The 22,936-nt window shown below is 30.5% G+C and carries 27 protein-coding genes; 4 read left to right on the top strand and 23 right to left on the bottom strand.

What is annotated here, in order from left to right; genetic code table 11:
• The first annotated feature begins 72 nt into the window (after positions 1–72).
• Complete coding sequence (locus tag ACWJJ7_RS12550; protein WP_462962405.1) at positions 73–549, top strand: GyrI-like domain-containing protein; 477 nt, start codon at positions 73–75, stop codon at positions 547–549.
• A 208-nt stretch (positions 550–757) separates the two neighbouring features.
• Here ACWJJ7_RS12550 and ACWJJ7_RS12545 read toward each other — a convergent pair whose 3' ends face one another.
• From ACWJJ7_RS12545 to ACWJJ7_RS12500, 10 genes are all read right to left on the bottom strand, one after another.
• On the bottom strand, positions 758–1,951 hold the full coding sequence (locus tag ACWJJ7_RS12545) for an ArsA family ATPase (protein ID WP_462962404.1): 1,194 nt from the start codon (positions 1,949–1,951) through the stop codon (positions 758–760).
• Between the two features lie 19 nt (positions 1,952–1,970).
• Positions 1,971–2,195 carry a hypothetical protein gene (locus ACWJJ7_RS12540; RefSeq protein WP_462962403.1) on the bottom strand — a complete coding sequence of 75 codons (225 nt, stop codon included), beginning with the start codon at positions 2,193–2,195 and terminating at the stop codon, positions 1,971–1,973.
• On the bottom strand, positions 2,196–3,374 hold the full coding sequence (locus ACWJJ7_RS12535) for an ArsA family ATPase (RefSeq protein WP_462962402.1): 1,179 nt from the start codon (positions 3,372–3,374) through the stop codon (positions 2,196–2,198).
• An 83-nt stretch (positions 3,375–3,457) separates the two neighbouring features.
• A complete protein-coding gene (locus tag ACWJJ7_RS12530; RefSeq protein ID WP_462962401.1) occupies positions 3,458–3,946 on the bottom strand; it encodes a MarR family transcriptional regulator in 489 nt (162 codons plus the stop codon).
• Between the two features lie 111 nt (positions 3,947–4,057).
• The gene (locus tag ACWJJ7_RS12525) at positions 4,058–5,260 is read right to left on the bottom strand and encodes a BaiN/RdsA family NAD(P)/FAD-dependent oxidoreductase (protein ID WP_462962400.1); all 1,203 of its coding nucleotides are present in this window, start codon (positions 5,258–5,260) and stop codon (positions 4,058–4,060) included.
• 34 nt (positions 5,261–5,294) lie between these two features.
• Positions 5,295–5,561: a PadR family transcriptional regulator gene (locus tag ACWJJ7_RS12520; RefSeq protein ID WP_462964990.1), complete on the bottom strand. Its 267-nt coding sequence runs from the start codon at positions 5,559–5,561 to the stop codon at positions 5,295–5,297.
• A 283-nt stretch (positions 5,562–5,844) separates the two neighbouring features.
• Positions 5,845–6,744 (bottom strand): GH25 family lysozyme, encoded by a 900-nt coding sequence (locus tag ACWJJ7_RS12515; protein ID WP_462962399.1) that lies wholly within the window; start codon positions 6,742–6,744, stop codon positions 5,845–5,847.
• 445 nt (positions 6,745–7,189) lie between these two features.
• The gene (locus ACWJJ7_RS12510; RefSeq protein WP_462962398.1) at positions 7,190–7,627 is read right to left on the bottom strand and encodes an N-acetyltransferase; all 438 of its coding nucleotides are present in this window, start codon (positions 7,625–7,627) and stop codon (positions 7,190–7,192) included.
• A 10-nt stretch (positions 7,628–7,637) separates the two neighbouring features.
• On the bottom strand, positions 7,638–7,901 hold the full coding sequence (locus tag ACWJJ7_RS12505) for a CD3324 family protein (RefSeq protein ID WP_462962397.1): 264 nt from the start codon (positions 7,899–7,901) through the stop codon (positions 7,638–7,640).
• Between the two features lie 378 nt (positions 7,902–8,279).
• A complete protein-coding gene (locus ACWJJ7_RS12500; protein WP_462962396.1) occupies positions 8,280–8,969 on the bottom strand; it encodes a Crp/Fnr family transcriptional regulator in 690 nt (229 codons plus the stop codon).
• 81 nt (positions 8,970–9,050) lie between these two features.
• On the opposite strand from ACWJJ7_RS12500, the gene ACWJJ7_RS12495 reads away from it, so the two are divergent.
• The 3 genes from ACWJJ7_RS12495 to ACWJJ7_RS12485 are packed head-to-tail and all read left to right on the top strand — an operon-like array spanning position 9,051 to position 10,695.
• Complete coding sequence (locus ACWJJ7_RS12495) at positions 9,051–9,485, top strand: DMT family transporter (RefSeq protein WP_462962395.1); 435 nt, start codon at positions 9,051–9,053, stop codon at positions 9,483–9,485.
• A gap of 13 nt (positions 9,486–9,498) precedes the next feature.
• Positions 9,499–9,957: a DMT family transporter gene (locus ACWJJ7_RS12490; RefSeq protein WP_462962394.1), complete on the top strand. Its 459-nt coding sequence runs from the start codon at positions 9,499–9,501 to the stop codon at positions 9,955–9,957.
• 30 nt (positions 9,958–9,987) lie between these two features.
• Positions 9,988–10,695 (top strand): YjjG family noncanonical pyrimidine nucleotidase, encoded by a 708-nt coding sequence (locus ACWJJ7_RS12485; protein ID WP_462962393.1) that lies wholly within the window; start codon positions 9,988–9,990, stop codon positions 10,693–10,695.
• Positions 10,696–11,547: 852 nt separating this feature from the next.
• Here ACWJJ7_RS12485 and ACWJJ7_RS12480 read toward each other — a convergent pair.
• The 13 genes from ACWJJ7_RS12480 to ACWJJ7_RS12420 all read right to left on the bottom strand — a co-directional run bounded on the left by ACWJJ7_RS12480 (position 11,548) and on the right by ACWJJ7_RS12420 (position 22,824).
• A complete protein-coding gene (locus tag ACWJJ7_RS12480) occupies positions 11,548–12,441 on the bottom strand; it encodes a sensor histidine kinase (protein WP_462962392.1) in 894 nt (297 codons plus the stop codon).
• A gap of 9 nt (positions 12,442–12,450) precedes the next feature.
• Positions 12,451–13,278, bottom strand: a complete 828-nt coding sequence (locus tag ACWJJ7_RS12475; protein WP_462962391.1) for an ABC transporter permease subunit — start codon at positions 13,276–13,278, stop codon at positions 12,451–12,453.
• The gene (locus tag ACWJJ7_RS12470; protein ID WP_462962390.1) at positions 13,271–14,185 is read right to left on the bottom strand and encodes an ABC transporter ATP-binding protein; all 915 of its coding nucleotides are present in this window, start codon (positions 14,183–14,185) and stop codon (positions 13,271–13,273) included. Before ACWJJ7_RS12470 ends, ACWJJ7_RS12475 begins: the two co-directional genes overlap by 8 nt.
• 92 nt (positions 14,186–14,277) lie before the next feature.
• On the bottom strand, positions 14,278–14,943 hold the full coding sequence (locus ACWJJ7_RS12465; protein ID WP_462962389.1) for a response regulator transcription factor: 666 nt from the start codon (positions 14,941–14,943) through the stop codon (positions 14,278–14,280).
• Positions 14,944–15,229: 286 nt separating this feature from the next.
• The gene (gene rlmH / locus ACWJJ7_RS12460; RefSeq protein WP_462962388.1) at positions 15,230–15,709 is read right to left on the bottom strand and encodes a 23S rRNA (pseudouridine(1915)-N(3))-methyltransferase RlmH; all 480 of its coding nucleotides are present in this window, start codon (positions 15,707–15,709) and stop codon (positions 15,230–15,232) included.
• 313 nt (positions 15,710–16,022) lie between these two features.
• Positions 16,023–16,820 carry an ABC transporter permease subunit gene (locus ACWJJ7_RS12455; protein ID WP_462962387.1) on the bottom strand — a complete coding sequence of 266 codons (798 nt, stop codon included), beginning with the start codon at positions 16,818–16,820 and terminating at the stop codon, positions 16,023–16,025.
• 32 nt (positions 16,821–16,852) lie between these two features.
• The gene (locus ACWJJ7_RS12450) at positions 16,853–17,650 is read right to left on the bottom strand and encodes an ABC transporter permease subunit (protein ID WP_462962386.1); all 798 of its coding nucleotides are present in this window, start codon (positions 17,648–17,650) and stop codon (positions 16,853–16,855) included.
• 5 nt (positions 17,651–17,655) lie between these two features.
• Positions 17,656–18,540: an ABC transporter ATP-binding protein gene (locus tag ACWJJ7_RS12445; protein ID WP_462962385.1), complete on the bottom strand. Its 885-nt coding sequence runs from the start codon at positions 18,538–18,540 to the stop codon at positions 17,656–17,658.
• 40 nt (positions 18,541–18,580) lie between these two features.
• Positions 18,581–19,195, bottom strand: a complete 615-nt coding sequence (locus tag ACWJJ7_RS12440) for a TetR/AcrR family transcriptional regulator (RefSeq protein ID WP_462962384.1) — start codon at positions 19,193–19,195, stop codon at positions 18,581–18,583.
• Positions 19,196–19,427: 232 nt separating this feature from the next.
• Positions 19,428–19,925 carry an SEC-C metal-binding domain-containing protein gene (locus ACWJJ7_RS12435; protein ID WP_462962383.1) on the bottom strand — a complete coding sequence of 166 codons (498 nt, stop codon included), beginning with the start codon at positions 19,923–19,925 and terminating at the stop codon, positions 19,428–19,430.
• A gap of 125 nt (positions 19,926–20,050) precedes the next feature.
• Complete coding sequence (locus tag ACWJJ7_RS12430) at positions 20,051–20,614, bottom strand: GerMN domain-containing protein (protein ID WP_462962382.1); 564 nt, start codon at positions 20,612–20,614, stop codon at positions 20,051–20,053.
• Between the two features lie 142 nt (positions 20,615–20,756).
• A complete protein-coding gene (locus ACWJJ7_RS12425) occupies positions 20,757–21,542 on the bottom strand; it encodes an MBL fold metallo-hydrolase (protein ID WP_462964989.1) in 786 nt (261 codons plus the stop codon).
• 25 nt (positions 21,543–21,567) lie between these two features.
• Positions 21,568–22,824 carry a UDP-N-acetylglucosamine 1-carboxyvinyltransferase gene (locus ACWJJ7_RS12420; protein ID WP_462962381.1) on the bottom strand — a complete coding sequence of 419 codons (1,257 nt, stop codon included), beginning with the start codon at positions 22,822–22,824 and terminating at the stop codon, positions 21,568–21,570.
• Between the last annotated feature and the right edge of the window lie 112 nt (positions 22,825–22,936).

The raw sequence follows: 22,936 nt of genomic DNA, 5'->3' as shown, positions 1-22,936 counted from the left end.
TTCCTGACATGCTGTTGGCAAGGATTCCTTGATATAATTGTGATATCAAATAAATGGATGGAGGTAATAATTATGGAAGAAAAAATAGTAAACTTTGAAGGATTTAAGGCTGTAGGTATACCTTATTTTGGAAACAATAGTAATGGTGAAATTGCTACCCTTTGGGAATCATTTAACAAAAACTGCGGAGACATAAAGCAAAAAAGCAAGTCCATTCTGTCTTATGGTATATGTGATTATGGAGATTGTGGAATGGATCCAGAAGGTAGATTTCACTATACTGCTTGCGCCGAAGTAGACAGCTTTTCTGATGTACCTGAAGGCATGGTAACAAAGGTTGTCCCAGAAGGTAAGTACATGATTTACACTTATAGTGGAGCTATAAAAAATTTAGGTGCATTTTACAATGATATATTTACCAAATTAATTCCAGCCTCAGGGTATGAATTTGATTGTAGACCCCTACTAGAATTGTACGACGAGAGATTTATGAATAATGGAGAATTTGACATATGTGTCCCTATTAAATCATCACCTGCGGTGCTGTAATATCAACGACTTCAGAAGGAGATTTATACTCCCACTGAAGTTTTTTTTGTTATAGTCTGTAAACCCCACTTATAGAAATGGGAGACTTCCCTTCTGAAATGTCGTTAAGTAATATTTTTTATAACTCATATAACGAATTATACCTGCTACCCTAGCTAAAATATTGATTTTAAGATTATCAGAACTTCTCACATCTACTAAACATATTTCACTTTTTGCTATCACTTTTCTCCCTAAAATCAAATTGTATTCTTAATTTCCCATCCTCATAACTGGCTTTAATGATTTCCTTTGATTGTAATTTTTGTGGAAGTATAAAGTTTCGTTTTTCATTCTTAATGGAAATACTAATTTCATCTCCATTTTGGAATAAATTTAATTCTTTTTTATCTACAAAAGGCATATTTATATTTAAATAATAGCTTTCATCTGTACTTGATTTTTCAATTTCAAAAATTCTGTCTTTAAAGAGCACTTTCTCTGCAGAAACTTCTCTAAATATACTCTCTCCCATGTTTAATAGGACCTCATAATTCCTAACCTCGCTATGCATTAACTCAGTTTTAAAAATTGGTACTGGGCTAAAACTTTCATTTATCTCTTTAAGGTTTTCACTTTGAAGCTTCATCCAGTTTTCGAAATATCCCTTCCCTCCCTCTTCTGAAATTATTTTATTAACAATAATTGCGTCTACATTAAAATCATAGAGATGCAAATAAGAAAAATTTCTTTTAGCTTCCTTGATAACAATCTTTTCTGGAGTCGTAACTATTCTAAGGCTTACCTTATCCTTTTGGAGCATTAACTTATGGAGTTCATCAATTTTCTTATAAATAATTTCTATTTCATCAAAAGTTCTCTCATCAGGAAGCGGAATCTTTACTGTATGCTCAATTATTGGCTTTGCAATTTTTGCCATCTTCCTTTTCATAGGAAAAACTTTGTCCATCCACCACTTGAAAAGCTCTGGAAACTTCAAAAGCGACATAGTTTCGCCAGTAGGAGCACAATCAACTATTAACACCTCATAATTATTTTCATCATTAATCTGTTTAATTTTAAGTAAGGAAATCAGATCCTCGAATCCTGGAAAAACCAGTAATTCTTCAACCTCAATGGTTTTTGCATTTTTTAAGAGCATCAATTTTTCTAAATAGCCTTTGATATTGCCCCAATTAGCTCCATTTTCAATAAGAGCATCTACCTCTATAGCTTCTAAATTTTCTGAAATTTGGGTAGGTGTATTCGATAACTTTACACCGAAGGCATCGGAAAGACTATGAGCCTGATCAGTGCTCATTATAAGCACCTTTTTTCCCTGCTTTGCAATCTGGCAGGCTGTGGCTGATGCAACACTAGTTTTCCCCACTCCACCTTTTCCTGTATATAAAATAATTCTCATTTTAATCCCTCCAATTCAATTATAAAAAATCTACTTTAACCTTTTTAATCTCTTGTTTTGTTCCTTCTTCCGCTTTTTCACAACTCTCGTTCATAAGATCCAATCCAATATCCTTAATAACAATAATTGCTTCCTTCTCAAAGTTATTAAGCTTGTGCAAGATTTTTTCTGGCAAAACATCTTTTATAACCTCATATTTAAGTTTTTCTATTCTTATCAATTTTTTAATTATTTTACCATTCATCTAATCCACCTTCTCATCAAAATAAATAGATAGGTAATCCTCATTAAAATCGGCTTTACTTATTGAGTACTTTCTCAGTGAATTTGGGCAGGGAATATTCCTCTTAAAATTACCTATTTTTATGGATATATCAGAACCAGTTTCATACAGTTCTAAGTCTTTCTTATCTCCAAAGGGCACATATACTTGTAGCTTATATCCACCCTCAACCTTTTCAAATTTTTCGTTAAAGGTTATTTTTTGAACCTTAAATATATCCTTAACATTTAGAGAATCCACAACTATTCTTTCTAAGCCGCGAATTCCATTAATATCTACCTCGTACCATTTGATTTTAAACCTTGGTAAATTCAAAAATACTGAATCTATTTCTTCCATGTGTTTTTTTTGAATACATTTCCACTCATCAAAAAAGTTATTGCCTATATCCTGGGGTATTATCCTATTAATATATATCGCATCTACATTAAAATTATAAAGATTTAAATACATGTAATTTCTCTTGGTCTCTTCAATAACCATTTTTTCAGGAATTGTCACCAATCTTATACTACAACTCTCTCTATCCTTAAATAAGTTTTGAAGATCTGTTAGCATTATATAAAGTTTTTCAATATCATTCATAGCTTGTTTATCAGGCATTTCCATCTTAAATGCTATTTTAGAGATAGGTCTGAGCACTTTCATTGCAACCTTTCCAACGGGAAATAATTTCTCCATGTACCAACTCATAAGCTCTGGAAATTTTAAAAGGGATATGGTTTCTCCTGTGGGTGCACTATCCACAATTATTAGGTCATAAGTACCTTTATCATATAAATCCTTAATTTTCAAAAGGCAAAATAGCTCTTCCATTCCTGGAAACACAACAATATCCTCAAAACTTTCTGCTTGCTTTTCATCTTTAAAAACCATCATTTTTTTAAAAGCAGCTTGAATACTTCCGTAATAGTTCTCCATTTCATAATTAGGATCAATTTCAAGTCCCCACAAATTTTGACCTATTTCTGAATGCTCATTTTTTATTTGTTGCATAAAAATATCACTCAAATTATGTGCCATATCAGTGCTAACAATTAAAGTTTTTATTCCCTCCATTGAAGCCTTAAGTGCATGAGCTGCTGCGGTGCTTGTTTTACCAACTCCACCTTTTCCAGTAAAAATAATTATTCTTTTCATATCATCCCTCCTAATTTTAATTCTTTAATTGAATAGTTCTTTTGACGAAGTATTTCTTCTTAAAATAACTCAGGTACACTGAGCTATTCAATAATTATTTTTCTTAATTTTTTAACAGGAATATCTTCTTTAACCGGATTTTTAATTTCCTTAAGAACTCCCAATACTTTGTTATAAATACTTAAAGCTGAAGAAATTTCATCCTCGGTAAGTCTTCCGTAAATCTCAATAAGATATTTCGTAATCACAGCCTTTTCCTTCTCAATCACAGTACTTGCAACCTCTGTAAGGGTTATTAAAACTATTCTTCTATCCTCTGCACTTCTTATTCTTTCTACCATCTGCTTTTTTTCTAATCTAGCAATAACCCCTGTGGCGGTATTTAATGGTGCATTTATGTATTCTGCTATTTCCGTCATATTAGCATTCATTTTTCGATGCAAGAATAATAATGCTAATATTTCATTTTTAGAAAAATCTAAGAATATATCACTCCACTGTTCTGGAAAAAACAAAACCTTAAACTCATCAATATGATTAAAAATAATTTGCTCTATTTTGTTTATATCCATAAACTTCCTCCAAATTAGTTCTTGTTACGAATTATATTTTAATTCTATCACCGAAGTATTTTCTTGTCAATAAAATTGTATAAAAAATATTACGCTGACCCCTTCTGGTACTTAATTGCTTCCTGCTAAGTATCCTGTAGAAAACGCCATTTGAAGATTGTATCCACCTGTCTCAGCATCAATATCTATAACTTCTCCTGCAAAATAAAGATTTTTTATAAGCCTTGATTCCATAGTTGAAGCATTTATTTCTTTGACTTTAACTCCACCTGAAGTTACTTGAGCTGCTTTAATCGATAAAGTTTCTCTAGCTGTTAGCTTCATTTCTTTCATATAAGCAATTATCTTGTTCTCATCTGTCTTCTTTAAGTCACTAATCTTAACCTCTGTTAATCCTAACAAGTCAAAGATTTCCTTTAAGTAATTTTGTGGAAGGATGCCTTTTAAATTATTAAGTACAGTCTTATTTGGATTAGCCCTCATAATCTCTAATATTTCATCCTTTGATTTATCTCTTAAAAAGTCTAAAGTAACCTCTACTTCTCCCTCTGCTAAAGCTTTGCTTATATAAGATGAAAGCTTTAATACTGCTGGTCCTGATATCCCAAAATGAGTAAATATCATATCACCAAACTTTTCTATACTCTTCTTTTTAATCTTAGCTGAAACTACAACATCCTTCATTGCAACGCCTTGTAAACTCTTAACAAACTCTTCCTTTATAACTAGTGGAATTAATGCTGCGTATAAAGGCGTTATAGTGTGTCCGTATTTGCTTAAAACCTCAAACATAGATCCATCTGAACCAGAACCTGGATAGCTCTTTCCTCCTGTTGTAACAATTACCTTTTCCCCTAAAATCCGCTTGCCATCATCAGTTACTACACCTTTAATTTCTCCATCTTCAACTATTAACTGTTGAACTTTAGTGTTATACATAATCTTAACATTATTTCTTTCTAAATCATTCCTTAGTAATTCTATAACCTCATCAGCCTTATTACTTTTGGCATATATCTTTTGGTCAAGTTCTTCCTTATATTCTAATCCAATTCCTTTAAAGTATTCTAAAAGTTGCTGGTTTGAAAATGTATAAAGAGCGCTATATAGAAATTTCTTATTGTTTACTATCTTATCAAAAAACTCCTCTATATCCCTATTGTTTGTAATATTGCATCTGCCTCCACCTGTAAGTTTTAGCTTGGCACCAATTTCTTTATTTCTTTCTATTAATATAACTTCACTATTTTTTGCTGCAGTAATAGCTGCCATAATACCAGCCGGTCCTCCGCCAACAACAATAACTTTTAACATAAATACACCTCACTAATTTTCATTTGAATTATATTTAATCTGTATTTATAATTTCATTCGCCTTTGATGTAATTTCTTTAAATACTTTTTTAAAATCATCATAATATTTTTCTCCTGATTTTGTAATAGTATAATATTTACGTTTAGGTCCCAATGGCGACTTCCCCATTCGGCAATTTACAATACCCTTTTTCTCCATTCTTGTTAATATTGGATATAACGTACCTTCATAAATGTCTTTAAATCCATATTTATTTAATACAATTAATACTTCATACCCATAAGTTTCACCACGAGAAATAATGCTTAATACAGTACCCTCTAAAATACCCTTTAATAATTGTGATTCATCTATAATAATCCCTCCCTACTATGCTATCTATAGTAGTAATTATACTAATAATAAATCATCTACTTAGCAATGTCAAATAGATAGTCTCTTATTAACAAAGAAACAGTAGCACCAAGCTACACTTGGTTACTACTATCTTTTTCAATTAAATCGTCACCTGTGGTGCTGTAATAACAGTTGCCCAAGCAACCAGAGCTATATAAATGAATTTCAATTTTTTTTTAATTTTCTATTATCTTAGAAGTTGTACTATGGTTAATGGCCCGACAATTCCATCTGCTTTTAACCCTCTTGAAGCCTGAAAATGCTGAACTGCAACTAACGTATTCAATCCAAAGTATGAATCAGCTCCAGTTTTACCACAGCTAAATCCTAATGCAATAAGTCGCTGCTGTATCCACCTTGCAAATTCGTTATGAGCTTCTCGAGAAACCAATGTTTTAGCTACAACCTCGCTAGTATGAGTTCCTTTTATGCCATCCTCAATAAGCTTGTTCCCTTTTCTATCTGTTAATCCCACTAAATTGGCAGCATGTTGAAAAGCCTTTACAACAATATTTACAGATGCGTGTGAATTAATTAATATATCAGAACTAAATTTATTTAAATCAACAAGTCCATTTACTCCGTCTACGGTCCCTGAGCTTGAATATTGAAACCCTATATAATTAATTGCATTCGGCTTTGCTACTCCGTAATGTGCCACCCACAAAGGTATATTTCTAACTGAATTATCTAAATTATCCGAGTAAAAATTATCCCCTGTATAAATGCAAACTTCCTTACCATTTGATATCAAATAATCTGCGAATCGCCTTACATTAGAGCTTATTTGTGCTATGGTTTGCCCTAATACCTCCTCCACATCTATAGCATATTTACAATCGGCTGAAAACCCCTCTATAACACTTAGAAAATGTTTTGCCTCTAATATTGGATTATTTCCTCTTAAATAATGATAAAATCCAATTTTTAGTCCCGCTGCTTTTGCTCCCCCATATTGTAGGTTCATCTGAGGACTGTTATAATTGACCCCTTCCGTGGCTTTAATGTAAACTACTTCTACTCCACTTTTTTTTACTTTTTGGAAATCTACATTCTCTTGGTAACTAGCTACGTCAATTCCTTCCATAAACTTTATCTCCACTTTAAATTATTTTCTCATAATAAAATATGTTGCAACCGATACCTCTGCCATTACTATAAATTTAGTTATGTTGTATAAACTTTACATGAGGAATACATAAATAAGAACATCTGTATGTAAAGAAAAATATCGCTTCTCTTAAATACCGCATATATTATATAGATATCTAGTTTTAATGGAGATGAGAAAATGGACAATAGCGATAGCTTGTTAAAAATATACGAGATATCTGGAATATTAGGCTTCCTTACAATGGACACTGTCGCTTGTTATTAAATAGTATAAATGGGACTTGTTTCAGTGCAGTAAGTCCCATTTTATTAATGCAATATCAACAAAATGGGGTTGTATTGCACTAATCTAAATTTCAAGTCTTACAATTCAGATACTAAAAAGTCCACGTTATTTGTGGTACGGTTCTCTTTAACTACTACATGTGAGGTTTTTCCATTATGTATTCATCGAATCCAGAATCCTCATTTTGTTGTTTACTAATTACTTTAAAACCTTTCTTTTGATAAAACTTAACAGCCCCTTCATTTTCTTTATAAACTGCTAATCCTAATTTTTTATATTTATTACTTACATACTCAATTAATCTACTGCCTATTCCTAAACCTTGGCAATCAATCTCTATAAATAAAGCACCTATAAATTCATTATTTATTACACTTATAAATCCTCTTATTTCTTCTCCATTATCATATACAAAAGTATCAGCCATAGGTATATAAACATTTTTTACAATATCATAATTATTTTCCCAGTATTCCTTCTCAATAAAATTGTGTGCTTTAATTGTACTTAACTTCCATATTCCCATAACTTTATCGAGTTCTTCATTCTTTAACTTTCTAATTGTACCCATTATAAACTCCTTATTTTCTACTATTTATTATTTTTCTTATAGTATGTTCTGATAAGTAATATTTTTTCGAGATATCTTTTATATTGTAACCATTCTGGTACATAGAAATTATTTCATTATTTCTTTCAAATATAATTCTTTTTGCACCACTTCTCTCTCCCCACTTTACTCTATTACCAGACTTTGGTATATATATCAAATTACTTTGTACATATTGTTGAATCTCATGTACTAACTCTCTAGGTAATACTTCTTCTGCATTTATATATTTCATACTTTAATTCTCCTCATAACTAAATCTATAGTAACTCTTTATGAGGTCGCTTCTTATTATAGCTATTCTTTTAAAGAGCACTATGTTATTTAACGAAGCTAAACATTACAAACATCAAGTCACCTCCCAACTTATAAATATATTAATAATTATATATTACTTACGCTAATCTTAATTGATATAAAACAATTATAATTATTCTTAACTTATTATATAGTGTTTTTATGTATAAAAATAGCCCTAACCTAGTAATTTCAATGGTTAAGGCCATAAACCTCATTTACTTATGATACGGTTCTCCGTATCAGTTGCAAGTGCGGTTTACCTAATAAACTTAATTAAAACACTAGTTTATATGATATTATTTTAAATTATATTCTAAAGTGGTTTTATATAAATATTTTTAGACAATTCTCTAAGTTGATCTATATCTAATATATATATTTTTTTATCATCACATTTTATAATTGATTTTGATTCCATTTCTTTAAGAGTTCTATTTAAATGTCTATATGTTGTACCTAAAAATTGTGCAATTTCTAAATATGATGAATTCAAAATTATATAATTCTCATCTGTCAAATGTTCAACTAAATAACTAGATAATCTATTAATAAGTGGATATACAAAATTATATGAGCTATTATTAATAGTTCCATAAAGCTTTTCACTCAAAGAATCTACCAAATGATGCAAAAGCTTTATATTATTAAAATACTTTTCTCTAAGTATAGCTGAAGGTATTGCTATCAAATAAGTATCTTCTACTGCATCAATATTGCAAAGTATAGGAATACCTTTTAAAAGTTCTAAATCTCCTAGAGTATTAAAATCTTTATAGAATTTTAAAAGCATTGATTTCCCATTTTCAAAAGGATAATAAATTTTAATTTTACCATCCACAAGTAAATAATAATATTCAAGAGTTTCCCCTGATTCTAATATATACTCTTCTTTTTCATAGAAATGAAGTTGTGCATATTTTAATATTTCATCATCAAATATCCTTTCTATATTATGCTTTTTAATATAATTGTTTAAAAGCTTACTATCTAAATTTTTTTTCATAAAACCTCCTAACATGACATATGTCATGTTCTAATTGTTATAAATATGTTATTTTATTTATAAGGACTTGTAAAGGGGTGAATGAATCTGAATAAGTATAGAAATTTAGCCGTTTTAAATGGTATTCTTCTTGCTATAATGATATTTTTAAATGGCGTTCTATCAGAAAAGATAGGTTTATATATTAGTACATTAATTTACCACGTCTTAGGACTACTATTAATTTTACTAGTATCAATAGTAGGAAAAAATAAACTTCCTAAATTCAATAAAACACCTATTATTTTTCTTATACCAGGTGTACTAAGTGTTTTAGTTATATTCTTGAATAATCTATCTTCATCCAAAATAGGGATAACACTTACCGCAGGTATGGGGTTATTTGGACAACTTGTACTATCTACTTTAATAGACCATTTCGGCTTATTTAGTATGAAAGTTACTAAACTAAGAAAAGAAAAAATATTAAGCTTTTCACTAATTATAATAGGCTTAATTTTTATGATTATCTTATAGGGGGGTGCACATAATGTATATATTTTTTTCATTTTTGACAGGAGTATTAATTGTTATAAGCATGATGTTAAATGGAGAATTGTCTAAAAAAATAGGGATTGTAAATAGTGTAGTTATAAATTATTTAACAGCTACAATCTCTTCTCTTGTTTTATGCTTTATTATGATAAATCCTATATCTAGCTATTCTTCCATATCAAATATTCCCTTAATTTATTTTTTAGGTGGCGCTATAGGAGTTTTAACAACATATTTATTTAATGTTATAGTTCATAAAGTATCCACAGTATATACAGTTATACTTCGTTTTATAGGTCAAATGCTTACAAGTGCAATTATAGACTATGTATACTTAAATATTTTTTCTATAGGGACAATAGTAGGATGTATCCTATTTTTAATAGGTATTATACTTAATGCAAAATCTGATGAAAACTATAAACAAAAGCAACTTAAATTACTTAATAATTAAATTATTTATATAAAATTTGGAGGAGATATTATGAAATATGAAGTGATATTATTTGATGCAGATGAAACATTATATGATTTTAAAAAATCTGAAAGAAAAGCATTTAAAAACACATTGCTTAAGTTTAACATAAAATATGATGAAAGTTATCATTTAAAAATTTATCAAGAAATAAATACAGTTCTATGGAAAGAATTTGAACAAGGACTTATTACACAAGAGAAATTAAAGGTAGAAAGATTTAAAAGATTATCAGATCGATTAAATGCAAATTTTGATGCAGCTAACTTTGCAAAGTCATATATAGAACATTTAGCAGATGCATCATTTCTATATGATTATAGTATAGAGCTTATAGAGAATTTAAATAAGTCTTACAAACTTGCCATAGTAACTAATGGTCTTACCTTTATTCAAGATAGAAGAATCAGAAAATCTATTATAGCAAAATATTTTGAGACTATAGTAATATCTGAAGAAATATTAATATCAAAACCAAATCCTAAAATCTTTGAATATGTTTTAAAAAATATAAAACATACTGATAAAAGTAAAGTGTTGATAGTAGGGGATAGCTTGACTTCTGATATACAAGGTGGAATAAACTTTGGTATAGATACATGTTGGTATAACCCTAATAAAATTATAAATGAAACATCAATAAAACCTACTTATGAGATTTCTAATTTTAGTGAGCTTAAAGTTTTACTACTCGATCCAGAAAAAAATCATAAATAATGGCATAAAAGGTATAGAATTAAATTTAGTTCCATACCTTTTTAAATATTTATAAAAATCTCATTTATTTGTGATACGGTTCTCCGTATCAGTAGCAAGTGAGGTTTTACTAAAAATAAAAGCCGTACAATTATTGTACAACTCACGCCTCACTAACACCCTCAGTAATCTTATTAATATTCTTTTCCCATTCGTCATAATTTAAAACCTGAATATTATCTGATTCTATGTACTTATTAAATAGATTTATATTGAGTTTTAAAAATATTCTACCTTTATCATTTGATACTATAGATATCTCCTTAGGATTTTCTATTGCAACTGCAATACAAGAACATTCACCAAAATCTTTATATAAATACGCTCTACTTTTAAATTGCTCCTTTGGTATTTCTCCTTTAGCTAATGCTTGTCTTACAAAGTTAGGGTCTTTTAAATGACCCTAAAAAGCTCTTCTAATTTTATTGAAATTATCTTTATATTTACCTTCTATCTTTACTAAATAAGTTTCAAGCAGGCAAGAATTTTCTAGCACTTTTATTCCTGCTAATAAATTTTTTGATTTTTCAGCCTTATATTAATTAACCGATTTTCCTGGATAGAGCTCATCTATTATAATATCAGTTAATGAAAAAATATCATTAGCATATTCAGATGTAAATGTACTGTTAATCTGTGCTTGTTTTTTGTGTGGTACTCAAAGTGTTTTATAATACAAGCTCTTTTATAGAACTTAAATAATGGTTAAACCCTTGATTTTTCATGCTTATATGAAATACTTGTTCTTCATTACCTTTAAATTCTACAACTAATATTTTCCCATATTACCACCTTTTTTATAAAGCAATTATCTTATTTTTTCTCAAATAAAATACAGATACTTATTAAATTCTCTTTATAGGTTGCAGTTATGGTTCCGCTCATTTGTTCCGTAAGCATTTTAGCAATAGCTAAACCTAATCCAGTAGATTTTCTGGCTGAATTAACAGTATAGAAACGATCAAATAATCTACCCACTTCAATTTCCGTAAGACCAGACGCATGATTAGAAAATATAATTTCGCCTTTTTCAGTCAATATGATATTTAAATCGCCATCACTATATTTTACGGCATTACTGATAATATTGCTGAAAATTCGAGATAAGGCATCCTTATTGAGCTGGCGTATTATTTTTTCGTCTGGCATATTTATATGAGGTACAATATTTTTTTGCTTTAAAACAGCATAATATGACGATATACTTTCTTCTAAAATCTCATTTATAACAACATTCTCTAAAAGCATATCTTCTGTATCAGACGTCACAATCGTATATCGGAATAATTCATCTGTAAGCTGTTTCAAGGCTTTTGTCCGATTCTCGATCGCTGACAAATACTGTTTACTAATATCAGAACAATCCTCATTTTTTAATAATTTTATATATCCATAAATCGCCGTTAATGGTGTCCTTAAATCATGTGATATATTCGTAATAGCATCTTTTAATTCTAAATCGCCATGCTCAAATTTTTGCCTGCTCTGATTAAAAATTTGAAGCTGATTGTTAATTGCAGTAGCAAGATTACGCATATCACTATCGTGACTGGATATGCTTATCAACGTGTTCGTCTCATGTTCTGTTTTTTCAACAAATGCAGTTCCGATTTCTTGAACAGACTTCTTTAAAAGATAAATCTTAATAATCAAAACTACAATTACAACGATTAAAGAAAGAATCAATAAGCATATCCTAATATCCATAATCCACCTCTATTTTATATCTTTTTTTCTAAATAAATGTACTCCAATTCCAGTAGTGATAACAACAATAACGCTTGAGTATAAAGATAGCATATAAGGATTTGATATCTGCATACATGCGAACTGAACCATCTGTCCTCCCGGAAGAAAATCATAAAGGAACTCATAAATTTTTCGTTCTGCACCCAATAAATATCTAGGATTTAGTGTATCTTCTTCATATACTGGCGAACCATTTATGGAAGTATATGCAGGAATCATCTCAGGCTCATTTAATCTTGAAAATAAAAAAGAACCTATAATTAGTAATGCAATAGAGAAAACAATACTGGTTATTGCAGCTACTGCTTTATTGGATATTAACATAGCAAGTAAAACAAATATAGAGCAAAAAGCAATTGTCAATAAATAAACAGTTACAACAAGTATTAGAATCACTTTTATGTTATTATCAAAAGCTCCTAAGATCGGAAAGCCTATACAAAAATGCATCACAAAAAATACTGTGCAAAGGATAATACTTGCTGTTGTTACTGTAATTAAATTAGAAAGATAAATGACACTCCTTGAATGACCAGCTATGATTTTATTACGTATCGTTCCATCGCTATATTCAGTTCCTACAAACAGACTGCACATCACAGCAGATACAATAGATATAAAGATTGCACAAGTAAAAAATGTATCATCTATTTTATATACTGCTCTATATTTTATCATTTCATTATAGCGAATAGCAGGTATGAGTGTCCCCATCAATATCATAAAAATTATGCTTCCCCAGAATACTTTATTTTTCCAAAGGCGAGCGAAATTTGCATACAGTAAATTACTCATATCTTCCACCTCCAATTAAATTGATATAGTAACTCTCAAGTGTTTCGTCCTGTTCATGCATTGAGAGTATATGGCAATTATCTTTTTCCAATATTAAAGCCAATTGTGATACAGGTATTTCTCCATATACATTTGCAAGGGTATCTGAAATCACTTCATATTCAAGTCCGATCAACTCCAATGCTCGAACGAGAATCTCTGTATCTGTTACTGTTAATCGTGTACATTTCCGGCAAATCTTTTCCAATTCTTTTGCAGTAATCTCTTTTACGATTGCACCATTTGCTATAAATCCATAGTGGGTAGCAAGCCGAGAAAGTTCGTCAAGATTATGGCTGGAGATTAGTATTGTAATCTGACGCTTCCGATTAAGATTTAATATCAATTCTCTCATTTCTATAATTCCTTGAGGGTCAAGACCATTTGTCGGTTCATCAAGTATAAGAAAATCTGGATTTCCAACCAGCGCAATGGCAATACCTAATCTTTGTCTCATACCTAATGAAAAATGTTTTACCTTTTTCTTTCCTGTATTTTCAAGCCCTACAAGTTTGAGCAATTCTTGAATCCCCTTAAAAGATGGAAGTCCAAGAACACGATATTGCTGTTTCAAGTTATCCTCCGCTGTCATATCAAGATAGATAGAGGGTGTTTCTACAACAGCTCCAATTCTTTTTTGCACTTTTAGAATCGCACTTTCCGTATTCTTTACTCCATACAAAGTATAGGTTCCAGAAGAGGGGGATTGCAAACCGCATATCAAACGAATCAACGTTGTTTTTCCAGATCCATTTTCGCCAACAAAACCATAAATAGCACTTTTAGGAATATGAAGAGAAAGATTATCTAATGCTTTAAAATCTCTGTATTCTTTACTAATTTTATTTGTGCTTAAAACATATTTCATCATTCTAGCCTCCTTATTTATTTGATACCATTATCCTAGAATAAAGTTGTAAAGAAAGCTGTTAAGAAAAGTGTAAAGAAATTGTTAAGATTTTATACGTCTGCCATTTTAAAACCGATTCCCCAAACAGCTTCAATATAATCTTTTTCTGAAATATCCCGAATTTTTTTCCGTAAATTACTTATATGCACCCGTAGGGAACTTTCCATACAATCAGGAGTATCTTCACTAACCCGGTCAAGCAGAACCGTTTTCGTAATAACTTGTTCCGCATTTTCCATTAAAAGCCGTAATATTGCAAACTCAGTTCTGGTTAGCTTGACAGACCGTTCGTTGGCATAAATTTCATGTGTGTTAAGATTTAATAAAATATCTCCATATTTTAATTCGACTGTTTTATTTGAATTATTTGCCTTTCTAAACTGAACTGTTATTCTTGCTAATAGTTCGTCGATTTCAAATGGCTTTGTTATATAATCAACCGCTCCATTAAGCAAAAGTTCTACTTTGCCTTTTACATCAAATTTTGCACTAATCACAATAACTGGAATGTCTACCATTTGTGAAATTATCTCTTCTCCCGACAATCCAGGAAGCATTAAATCGAGCAGAATCAAATCTGGTCTATGTGAAGAAAGAAATAATAGAGCTTCTGTTCCTGAATAAGCATGAGAAACTTTGTATCCTTCTTTTGACAAAACATCATTAAGCATACTATTGATATGCACATCATCATCTACAACTAAAATATGTTTCATAAAACCACCTCACGCAAATTTTATATTCCTCTTCAAAAATATCAAAAAAATATTATAACAACTATTAAATCACAGGTAAATATATTTAAACTGCAATAACTAAAATAATGGGCTTACCCTTACATATAGTAAGCCCATTGATGTTATCCGACAATCTTCCAGTTATCACTATCCTTATGTAGCACAAGGTCATGCTGCGAAATCTGTGTTAATTTTGTCTGATAAGAGAAAAGTGACAACACTCATTCTCTAAATACTCCTAATCCAATATTAGTAAAAACCTCACTTACTTGTGATAAGGTTCCCCACTTATTATTCTAAACCCTCTATACACCTGTTCCAGTAGCATTACTCTAAATAATTGATGTGGAAAAGTCATCTTTGAAAAGCATAATTTATAATTAGCTCTTTCTAAAACAGCCTTAGATAGTCCCAATGAACCTCCAATGACAAAAGCTATGGTACTGTCACCTCTTATGCCTAAATCCCTTATGTAATTGGACAACTCCACTGAGGATAACATCTTTCCATTTAGCTCTAGAGCAATTACAAACATATTATCCTTTATGCTTCTAACTATTGCCTCTCCTTCTTTGTCTTTTATTATAATCTCTTCTTTTTCAGAAGCATTATCAGGAGTTTTTTCATCACTTAATTCAATTAAATTAAGTTTACAATATCTAGATAGTCTCTTTGTATATTCATCAATTGCACCTTTTAAATACTTCTCTTTTATTTTCCCTACACAAATTATAGTTATGTTCATTTTTAGCTCTCCTTTATTCTACTTATATTACATTTATCATAAATATAATATACGATTGCATGCCATATTTCAAACTTACAAACTAAATCATTACCTGTGCAGCTATCCATCTTCTGAAATGTCGTTAAATCATCTCCTGCGGAGCTGAAATATTAACGACTTCAGAAGGAGATTTATACTCCCACTGAAGTTTTTTCTTTGTTATAGTATGGAACTCCCACTTATAGAAGTGGGAGACTTCCCTTCTGAAATGTCGTTAAAAATAAATAACATGGAGAAACCCCCATGTTATAACTAAAATTCGAATGGCATTCTATATGCTCAAGTCTCTTTTCTTATAAAACCCATATGTGATGCTTATGGTTGCTGAAATAATTATAATTGATAATACTACAAAACTCAATTGAAAACCACCGCCAAACATCAAATTCTTAGCTTCATAATATTTGAATGGTGTAAAGTATTTAAGATTTTCAAACTTACCGCTTAAGTCTATTGCCATAGATAATATATACGTTATTAAAAGAACTGCTGTAGATATGGATGTTGCAGTCTTTGGATTTTTGCTTATTGCAGCTATAGCTGTGCCAATAAACATAAATATAAGCTGCAAAATAAACATTCCACTCATTAAGATTAGTATCTCTGCAGTTACTGCTTCCCCTTTGCTATATTTTCCTACTACAATAATTGAAGAAACCAAAGTGATAATATTAAATATTAAAATATTCACAAAGGCTGCCAATAGTTTTGATGTTATAATTTTATTTCTTGAAATAGGTTTTGAAAGTAAAAACTCTGCGGTTTTATCTCGTTCTTCCTTTGAAATTATATCAGCTCCAATCATAGCAGCATGAATAGTTGCCATAAGCGCTAAATATAAAAAGAGCATTCCATAATAACCACTGGCCTTTGACAAATCGAAACTACCGGTGCCAAAGACTGTTTGCATAGATTTTGGCATTTGAGCAAATAAATCATTCATTGATTGACCTGAAGATGATAATGCAACATATTTTCCCATACCAGCAACAACCATAAATAAAATACCCAAAGCCCATATAATAAGCCCTTTTCTATGGGCCCTCATCTCTACAATAAATACATTCATAAACTAACCTCCTAGTAATTCCTAATTATCCATTAAACAGCATGAACATCCTTTTTAGAATACACAAAATAACTGGCAGTAATTGCTGCTACAATAAACCCTATCCCTATTATAATAAATGAAACCTCATAACTTGAATTTTTCATGATGTAACTTGTGTCAAAATACTTAAAGGGAGTAATATATCTCATAGCATCATCTCCCGACGTAGCTGCAAACATGCCAATGATGAAAAATGTAAATACAGTGCCAAGGGAAATAGGTAGCACCGATTTAATTCTTGGCATCACAACAGAAATTATAATCCCCAAAGCAAGAAACATAATCTGAACGAAAAACAATGTAATAGAAATCATAAAAAATATCTTGTAACTATAGTCTTTTGTTGCAACAAAGGACACCATAATGCTGGTCACTACTAAGTAGGCTGCATTCGTAATTACAAGACATGTTAATGCAGCCATTAGCTTTGATGTCATAATCTTCATGCGAGTAACAGGTTTTGTTAAAAGGAAATCTGCTGTTTTTTCCCGTGATTCCTTTGATACAATTGATGTCCCTAGATTCATAGCTTGAATTGCTCCACAGAGTGTTGTATATAAAAACATATAGGAGTAAAACCCTAAGATAGAAGACATGCTATCTACAGAGAGCCCCATTGCTTTTCTTACTGGCTCTGGGAATCCTTTCATTATTTCTTTAAACGCCTCAGCTTCCTTTGAAAAAGCAGGAAACATTGACAAGAAAAGAATAACAATTGTTATTAAAGAACAAGTCCATATAATAGTGGATTTTCTGTAAGCCGTAAGTTCGTGCAAATACATATTCATAGCTTTTAGTCCTCCTTTTCGTAGTAATGCATAAAGATCTCTTCAAGGTCTGGCTCTTCAATCCAAAGATTATTTATTTCTATTTCCGAAATCTTTTTCATAATAAAATTAATGTTTCCACTAAACAAAAAGCTTATTATGTTACCCTTTATATCTAAATTGGTGACCCCGCTTATTTTAAAGTAATTATCATCTATTTTTGTTTTTACCTCAATTTTGAATTTTTTATGGTTATTTTCTTGTAATGTACTAATCTTATCAACCTTTATTATTTTCCCTTCTTTAATAATTGCAACACGATTGCATAACCTCTGGACCTCACTTAAAATATGAGAAGATAGTAAAATTGTTGCACCATTTTTGTTCTCTTCCTCAAGGAGTTCAAAGAATTTTTGTTGCATAAGTGGGTCAAGTCCACTAGTGGGTTCATCAAGTATGATAAGTTTAGGTGAATGTAGCAGTCCTTGAACAATGCCAACTTTCTTTTTATTCCCAAAGGATAAATCATCAATCTTCTTATTAAGATCAAGATCCATTATCTCAGCTAGTTCTCTAATTCTTTTGCTACAATCTTTCTTGTAAAAGCTAGCTGAATACTTTAGTAAATCGATAACCTTCATATTATCGTAATAAAAAACCTCTGATGGTAGATATCCTATTTCCTTCTTTATTTCTGGGCCAAATTTTACACAGTCCTTCCCGAAAATCGTAGCACTACCACTAGTAGGATAGATCAGAGATAATAATGTTCTTATAGTTGTTGATTTCCCTGCACCATTAGGTCCAATAAATCCAAAGATTTCCCCTTGTTCAACATTAAAACTTACATTTGTAATACCTCTTGCTTTACCATAACTTTTAGTCAAATTTTTGATTTCAATAACATTCATTTTTAACCCCCCTGTAATTTTCATACAATTATATTGCTTATTATAGAAATTCATCCTTGTATACTGCATTTTTATAAAACCCATAAATATCAAGTGCCTGTTCATACATTTCGCTCACACTTGAATGCTTTTTAACACCTTCGTTCCAGATTCCTTCCGAACACCATGCAATCATTTTATTTAGCTTTTCAATATCCGTACCGTCTTTGAACTTACTTAAATCGATTTTCTCAAACATTTGGGTATACATTTTTTCTTCGATTTTATCATTGATTTCTTTCATTGATTGAACTATCTCTGGCATTTTCTCGTAACTCGCTTTAATAACAAATTTGTACATATAAGGATGTTTATCTAAAAGATCAATTGTAAAATTCAGACTTTGGCGTAGCATTTTAAAATAATCTGTCTCATCAAAATTAAACTTTTCGTACACTTTTTTTTCGAAAATTTTCATAGTATATTCATATAAAAAAATAAATAACGACTTTTTGTTCTTAAAATATTGAAATAGTGATCCTTTGGAAATTTTTGCTTCTAATGCGATATCGTCTGTTGATGCATGTTTATAATCATTTATAGAAAATATATTCGTCCCTGCATTAATAATTCGATTTTGTTTTTCTTCATCCAATTTATAAAAAATACTATACATAAAAAACTCCTTTCTGACTACTATAGTCATAATATTACTCCGATGACTCAAAAAAACAACCCCCTAAAAAGATATCCAAATAAGGTCAAATTGACTTAATTATAAAAATTTCAAAAAAAATAAACCCTGTCATCAAAGTTCAACGTTCAAAAAGTAATAAACCTTACCACAAAAGCAAAGTTTATTACTATAATTTCTTTATTTATTCGTTTTTTACATAATTACACTGATATTATTTACCACAGCATTTCTTATATTTTTTTCCACTTCCGCATGGACACGTATCATTTCTTCCAATTTTATCATTATTGACCACCATTTTGGAATCTCTATAAGCTATTTGAATTTCTTTTCTTTTTTCTTTCGAAAAAATTCCTTCCCATTGTGGAAGCTCATATAAATAGTCTGCTTTTGCGTCTAGCATATTGAAATAAAGTTTTTCAAAATCTATTTTAAAATCTACTTTTGTATCACTTTCAGTTTCTTCTAATTGTATAGGTTCTAAAAGACTATCGTTTATCCCATCAGCAAATCCCATAAAATATATGTTAGATACATCAAAGTATTTTGCAAGCTCGTCCATTGTACCCTTTACTTCATCTTTATGGTTTGATAATAATTTTGTATAGACATGTTTTTCAATTTCCCCATAATCATGCCAAAATGCAGGTTCTCCTTTACGTTTAACATAATCAACCACCATATCTGTCCACTCTTTATATAAACTCATTCTCTATTCTCCTCCGAATCATACTATATTTTGTTATATTGCATTATTATAATAAATATTTCGCTAGCATTCAACATAAAATTGTTAAATTGAATATATTTTCAGAATTTCTTACAACTAACCTATTATTTTTTAATTGGAATTAGGTCCTCTTTACTAAAAGGCTTTGATATATCAAAATTTCCACCTATAGTATCAATATTCCTATTTTCCACTGTTATCTTTACTTTCTTTACAGATGACAATTGAGTTAATGACGCCGATATCCCTTTTAGACAGCTTTTTTCTTTTGTTTCTGTCATATCTATTTTAGCTTCTTTACTTAAATTAACATAAGCAATATTATCTTTAATAGAAAAACTTAATATCCTAGTTTCTTTAGGAAGTATTGGTTTTAGCTCACTTTTTACAGTAGGCCCTTTTACAAGTTCTTGCATAATAGTTTCCCCGATAAGCTCTTCTTTATTAATAAGTCTCTCATCTTTAACTACTTCTACATCAGAACCCTCTTTAGTGCCATCAAAATAAATACCCAATTGGATAAATCCATCTTTTTCTAGGGGCAGGTTTAGATTTTGAAGCTTTTCTTTATTTGTAACACTTTTCTCATCTTTTTTTTCGCACCCATAAAATGACATTGTTGAGCCAACTAGCAATGAACATAATAATATTTTGATTGCTTTTTTCATATTTGACCTCCCTTTAATAATCCACTAAAGTGGCCTAATTAACGACTTCAAAAGGAGCTTTATGGCACTCACTAAAGTTTATATTCGTTATATTATGTAACACCTGCTTATAGACGTAAGTGACTTTCCTTCTGAACTGTTGTTAAAAGTTGATTACATCACTTGGCATATCTCTTCTAGCTAAATTCAAAAAAATATCCCTACCTATTTCAATATTATTTTCTTTGAGTATATTGACCACTGTTTGATAGGCTAAATCAGGATAATTATTAGTTTTACTCAAATGTCCTAAAATAATATGTTTTTGCTTATCATTCATTATTTCTACTATAGCTTTCCCACATGCATCATTGGATAAATGCCCCACATTACTTAATATTCTTCTTTTCAACGGATACGGATAGGGACCAAATTTCACCATTTCCACATCATGATTACTCTCGAGTAGAATTACATCTGCATCTTTTATGATATTCTTTACTTCATCAGAAAAATATCCTAAATCTGTAGCTATGCATGCCTTCTTACTTCCACTATATAAAGCATATCCTATAGGTGCTGCCGCATCATGTGATATATTATAATTTATTATATGCATGTCCTTTATATCCACAGAATTATTATTGATAATTTTTATATTGTTTTCCTTTATCTTACCTATCTTGATTTTCATAGCTTCCCAAGTATTTTCATTGGCATAGATTGGTATATTATATCTTCTAGAAATAATTCCTGCACCCTTTATGTGGTCAGAATGTTCATGAGTAATAAAAATGCCGTCAATATCATTAGGATTTTGATTTATTTGTTTAAGTGCGCTTTCAATGCTTTTACCTGGCATACCAGCGTCAACTAAAATTTTTGTATTTTGTGACGCTACAAATATGCTATTTCCACTACTTCCACTATATAATGGACAGAATATCATAATTGTCTCCTTTAATTTCAAATTGTTACATAGTAACTCTTCTTATATCCGCCCCTATGTTTCTAAATTTTTCTTCAATATTTGGATATCCTCTATCGATGTGTTCTATGCCTAAAATTTCAGTAGTACCTTCTGCTATGAGCCCCGCTATAACCAAAGCTGCTCCCGCTCTTAAATCTGATGCATTAACTACTTTCCCTATAAGTTTATCTACGCCATCTACCGTAGCGACACTTCCTTCAACTTTTATATTAGCGCCCATTTTTTTAAGTTCATCCACATGCTTAAATCTAGCTTCCCAAATGCTTTCATTTATTATGCTTCTACCCTCCGAAACAGATAATAATGTGTTCATTGGTTGTTGGACATCCGTTGGAAATCCTGGATAAGGCAAAGTCTTAATATTTACAGCCTTGAGTCTTCCTTCAGATTTAACAGTAACACTATCTCCACCTTCATGTACCTCTGCTCCCATTTCCATAAGCTTTGCAGAAATTGATTCAAGATGTTTTGGGATAACATTATTTATAGTTACTTCCCCACCACAGGCAGCAGCTGCTATCATAAAAGTACCTGCCTCAATTTGATCTGGAATTACACTATAGTTGCATCCGGTTAACTCTTTTACACCTATAATTCTTATAACATCCGTACCTGCCCCTTTAATATTAGCTCCCATAGAGTTTAAAAAGTTAGCTACGTCAACAACATGTGGTTCTTTTGCAGAATTTTCTAAAATAGTTGTACCTTCTGCAAGCGTTGCAGCGGCCATTACATTTATTGTTGCACCTACACTAACAACATCAAAATAAATACTAGTTCCAATTAGTCTATCTGCCTGAATGTTTACAGCACCATTCTCAATAACTACTGTTGCTCCAAGTGCTTCAAACCCTTTTATATGTTGGTCTATAGGTCTTACACCTATGGGACATCCCCCTGGAAGCTCTACCCTAGCCTTTTTAAACCTAGCTAAAAGCGCACCAATCAAATAATAGGAAGCTCTCATTCTTCTTACATCTTCTGTATTAGCATCAATGCTAGTTATATTTGTACTATCTATAGAAACTGAATTTTTTTCTCTTTTAATTTCACAGCCTAAATTTTCCAATATTCTTTCTATACAATTTACATCTTCTATATTAGGAATATTTTCAATGATACATTTACCCTTACTTGCTATTATAGCTACTGGTAAAATTGCTACTGCTGCATTTTTTGCACCACTTATTTCTACCTGACCAAAAATACGTCGGCCTCCGTTAATTACCAATTTATCCATATTTGTATCATCCTCACTATGCATTATATATTAATTACTTTCATTTTTATACATACAATTGAATTATACCATAACTACATTATATTTTAACATTTTTTTTAAAGGTTAGACA

The organism is Clostridium sp. CM042 (assembly GCF_055080995.1).
The sequence above is the reverse complement of the archived record's forward strand: the minus strand, read 5'-3'. Positions and strand labels throughout refer to the sequence as shown.

Bases quoted from the DNA above. Each gene is read 5' to 3' on its own strand.
- ACWJJ7_RS12485 (WP_462962393.1), top strand. From the start codon at position 9,988: ATGAAATATGAAGTGATATTATTTGATGCAGATGAAACATTATATGAT.
- ACWJJ7_RS12500 (WP_462962396.1), bottom strand. From the start codon at position 8,969: ATGAAAAAAAATTTAGATAGTAAGCTTTTAAACAATTATATTAAAAAG.
- ACWJJ7_RS12550 (WP_462962405.1), top strand. From the start codon at position 73: ATGGAAGAAAAAATAGTAAACTTTGAAGGATTTAAGGCTGTAGGTATA.
- ACWJJ7_RS12470 (WP_462962390.1), bottom strand. From the start codon at position 14,185: ATGAAATATGTTTTAAGCACAAATAAAATTAGTAAAGAATACAGAGAT.
- ACWJJ7_RS12510 (WP_462962398.1), bottom strand. From the start codon at position 7,627: ATGGGTACAATTAGAAAGTTAAAGAATGAAGAACTCGATAAAGTTATG.
- ACWJJ7_RS12535 (WP_462962402.1), bottom strand. From the start codon at position 3,374: ATGAAAAGAATAATTATTTTTACTGGAAAAGGTGGAGTTGGTAAAACA.
- ACWJJ7_RS12425 (WP_462964989.1), bottom strand. From the start codon at position 21,542: ATGATATTCTGTCCATTATATAGTGGAAGTAGTGGAAATAGCATATTT.
- ACWJJ7_RS12490 (WP_462962394.1), top strand. From the start codon at position 9,499: ATGTATATATTTTTTTCATTTTTGACAGGAGTATTAATTGTTATAAGC.
- rlmH (WP_462962388.1), bottom strand. From the start codon at position 15,709: ATGAACATAACTATAATTTGTGTAGGGAAAATAAAAGAGAAGTATTTA.
- ACWJJ7_RS12530 (WP_462962401.1), bottom strand. From the start codon at position 3,946: ATGGATATAAACAAAATAGAGCAAATTATTTTTAATCATATTGATGAG.
- ACWJJ7_RS12480 (WP_462962392.1), bottom strand. From the start codon at position 12,441: ATGGATATTAGGATATGCTTATTGATTCTTTCTTTAATCGTTGTAATT.
- ACWJJ7_RS12450 (WP_462962386.1), bottom strand. From the start codon at position 17,650: ATGAATATGTATTTGCACGAACTTACGGCTTACAGAAAATCCACTATT.
- ACWJJ7_RS12525 (WP_462962400.1), bottom strand. From the start codon at position 5,260: ATGTTAAAAGTTATTGTTGTTGGCGGAGGACCGGCTGGTATTATGGCA.
- ACWJJ7_RS12545 (WP_462962404.1), bottom strand. From the start codon at position 1,951: ATGAGAATTATTTTATATACAGGAAAAGGTGGAGTGGGGAAAACTAGT.
- ACWJJ7_RS12465 (WP_462962389.1), bottom strand. From the start codon at position 14,943: ATGAAACATATTTTAGTTGTAGATGATGATGTGCATATCAATAGTATG.
- ACWJJ7_RS12445 (WP_462962385.1), bottom strand. From the start codon at position 18,540: ATGAATGTTATTGAAATCAAAAATTTGACTAAAAGTTATGGTAAAGCA.
- ACWJJ7_RS12495 (WP_462962395.1), top strand. From the start codon at position 9,051: ATGAATCTGAATAAGTATAGAAATTTAGCCGTTTTAAATGGTATTCTT.
- ACWJJ7_RS12430 (WP_462962382.1), bottom strand. From the start codon at position 20,614: ATGAAAAAAGCAATCAAAATATTATTATGTTCATTGCTAGTTGGCTCA.
- ACWJJ7_RS12455 (WP_462962387.1), bottom strand. From the start codon at position 16,820: ATGAATGTATTTATTGTAGAGATGAGGGCCCATAGAAAAGGGCTTATT.
- ACWJJ7_RS12475 (WP_462962391.1), bottom strand. From the start codon at position 13,278: ATGAGTAATTTACTGTATGCAAATTTCGCTCGCCTTTGGAAAAATAAA.
- ACWJJ7_RS12435 (WP_462962383.1), bottom strand. From the start codon at position 19,925: ATGAGTTTATATAAAGAGTGGACAGATATGGTGGTTGATTATGTTAAA.
- ACWJJ7_RS12515 (WP_462962399.1), bottom strand. From the start codon at position 6,744: ATGGAAGGAATTGACGTAGCTAGTTACCAAGAGAATGTAGATTTCCAA.
- ACWJJ7_RS12505 (WP_462962397.1), bottom strand. From the start codon at position 7,901: ATGAAATATATAAATGCAGAAGAAGTATTACCTAGAGAGTTAGTACAT.
- ACWJJ7_RS12540 (WP_462962403.1), bottom strand. From the start codon at position 2,195: ATGAATGGTAAAATAATTAAAAAATTGATAAGAATAGAAAAACTTAAA.
- ACWJJ7_RS12420 (WP_462962381.1), bottom strand. From the start codon at position 22,824: ATGGATAAATTGGTAATTAACGGAGGCCGACGTATTTTTGGTCAGGTA.
- ACWJJ7_RS12440 (WP_462962384.1), bottom strand. From the start codon at position 19,195: ATGTATAGTATTTTTTATAAATTGGATGAAGAAAAACAAAATCGAATT.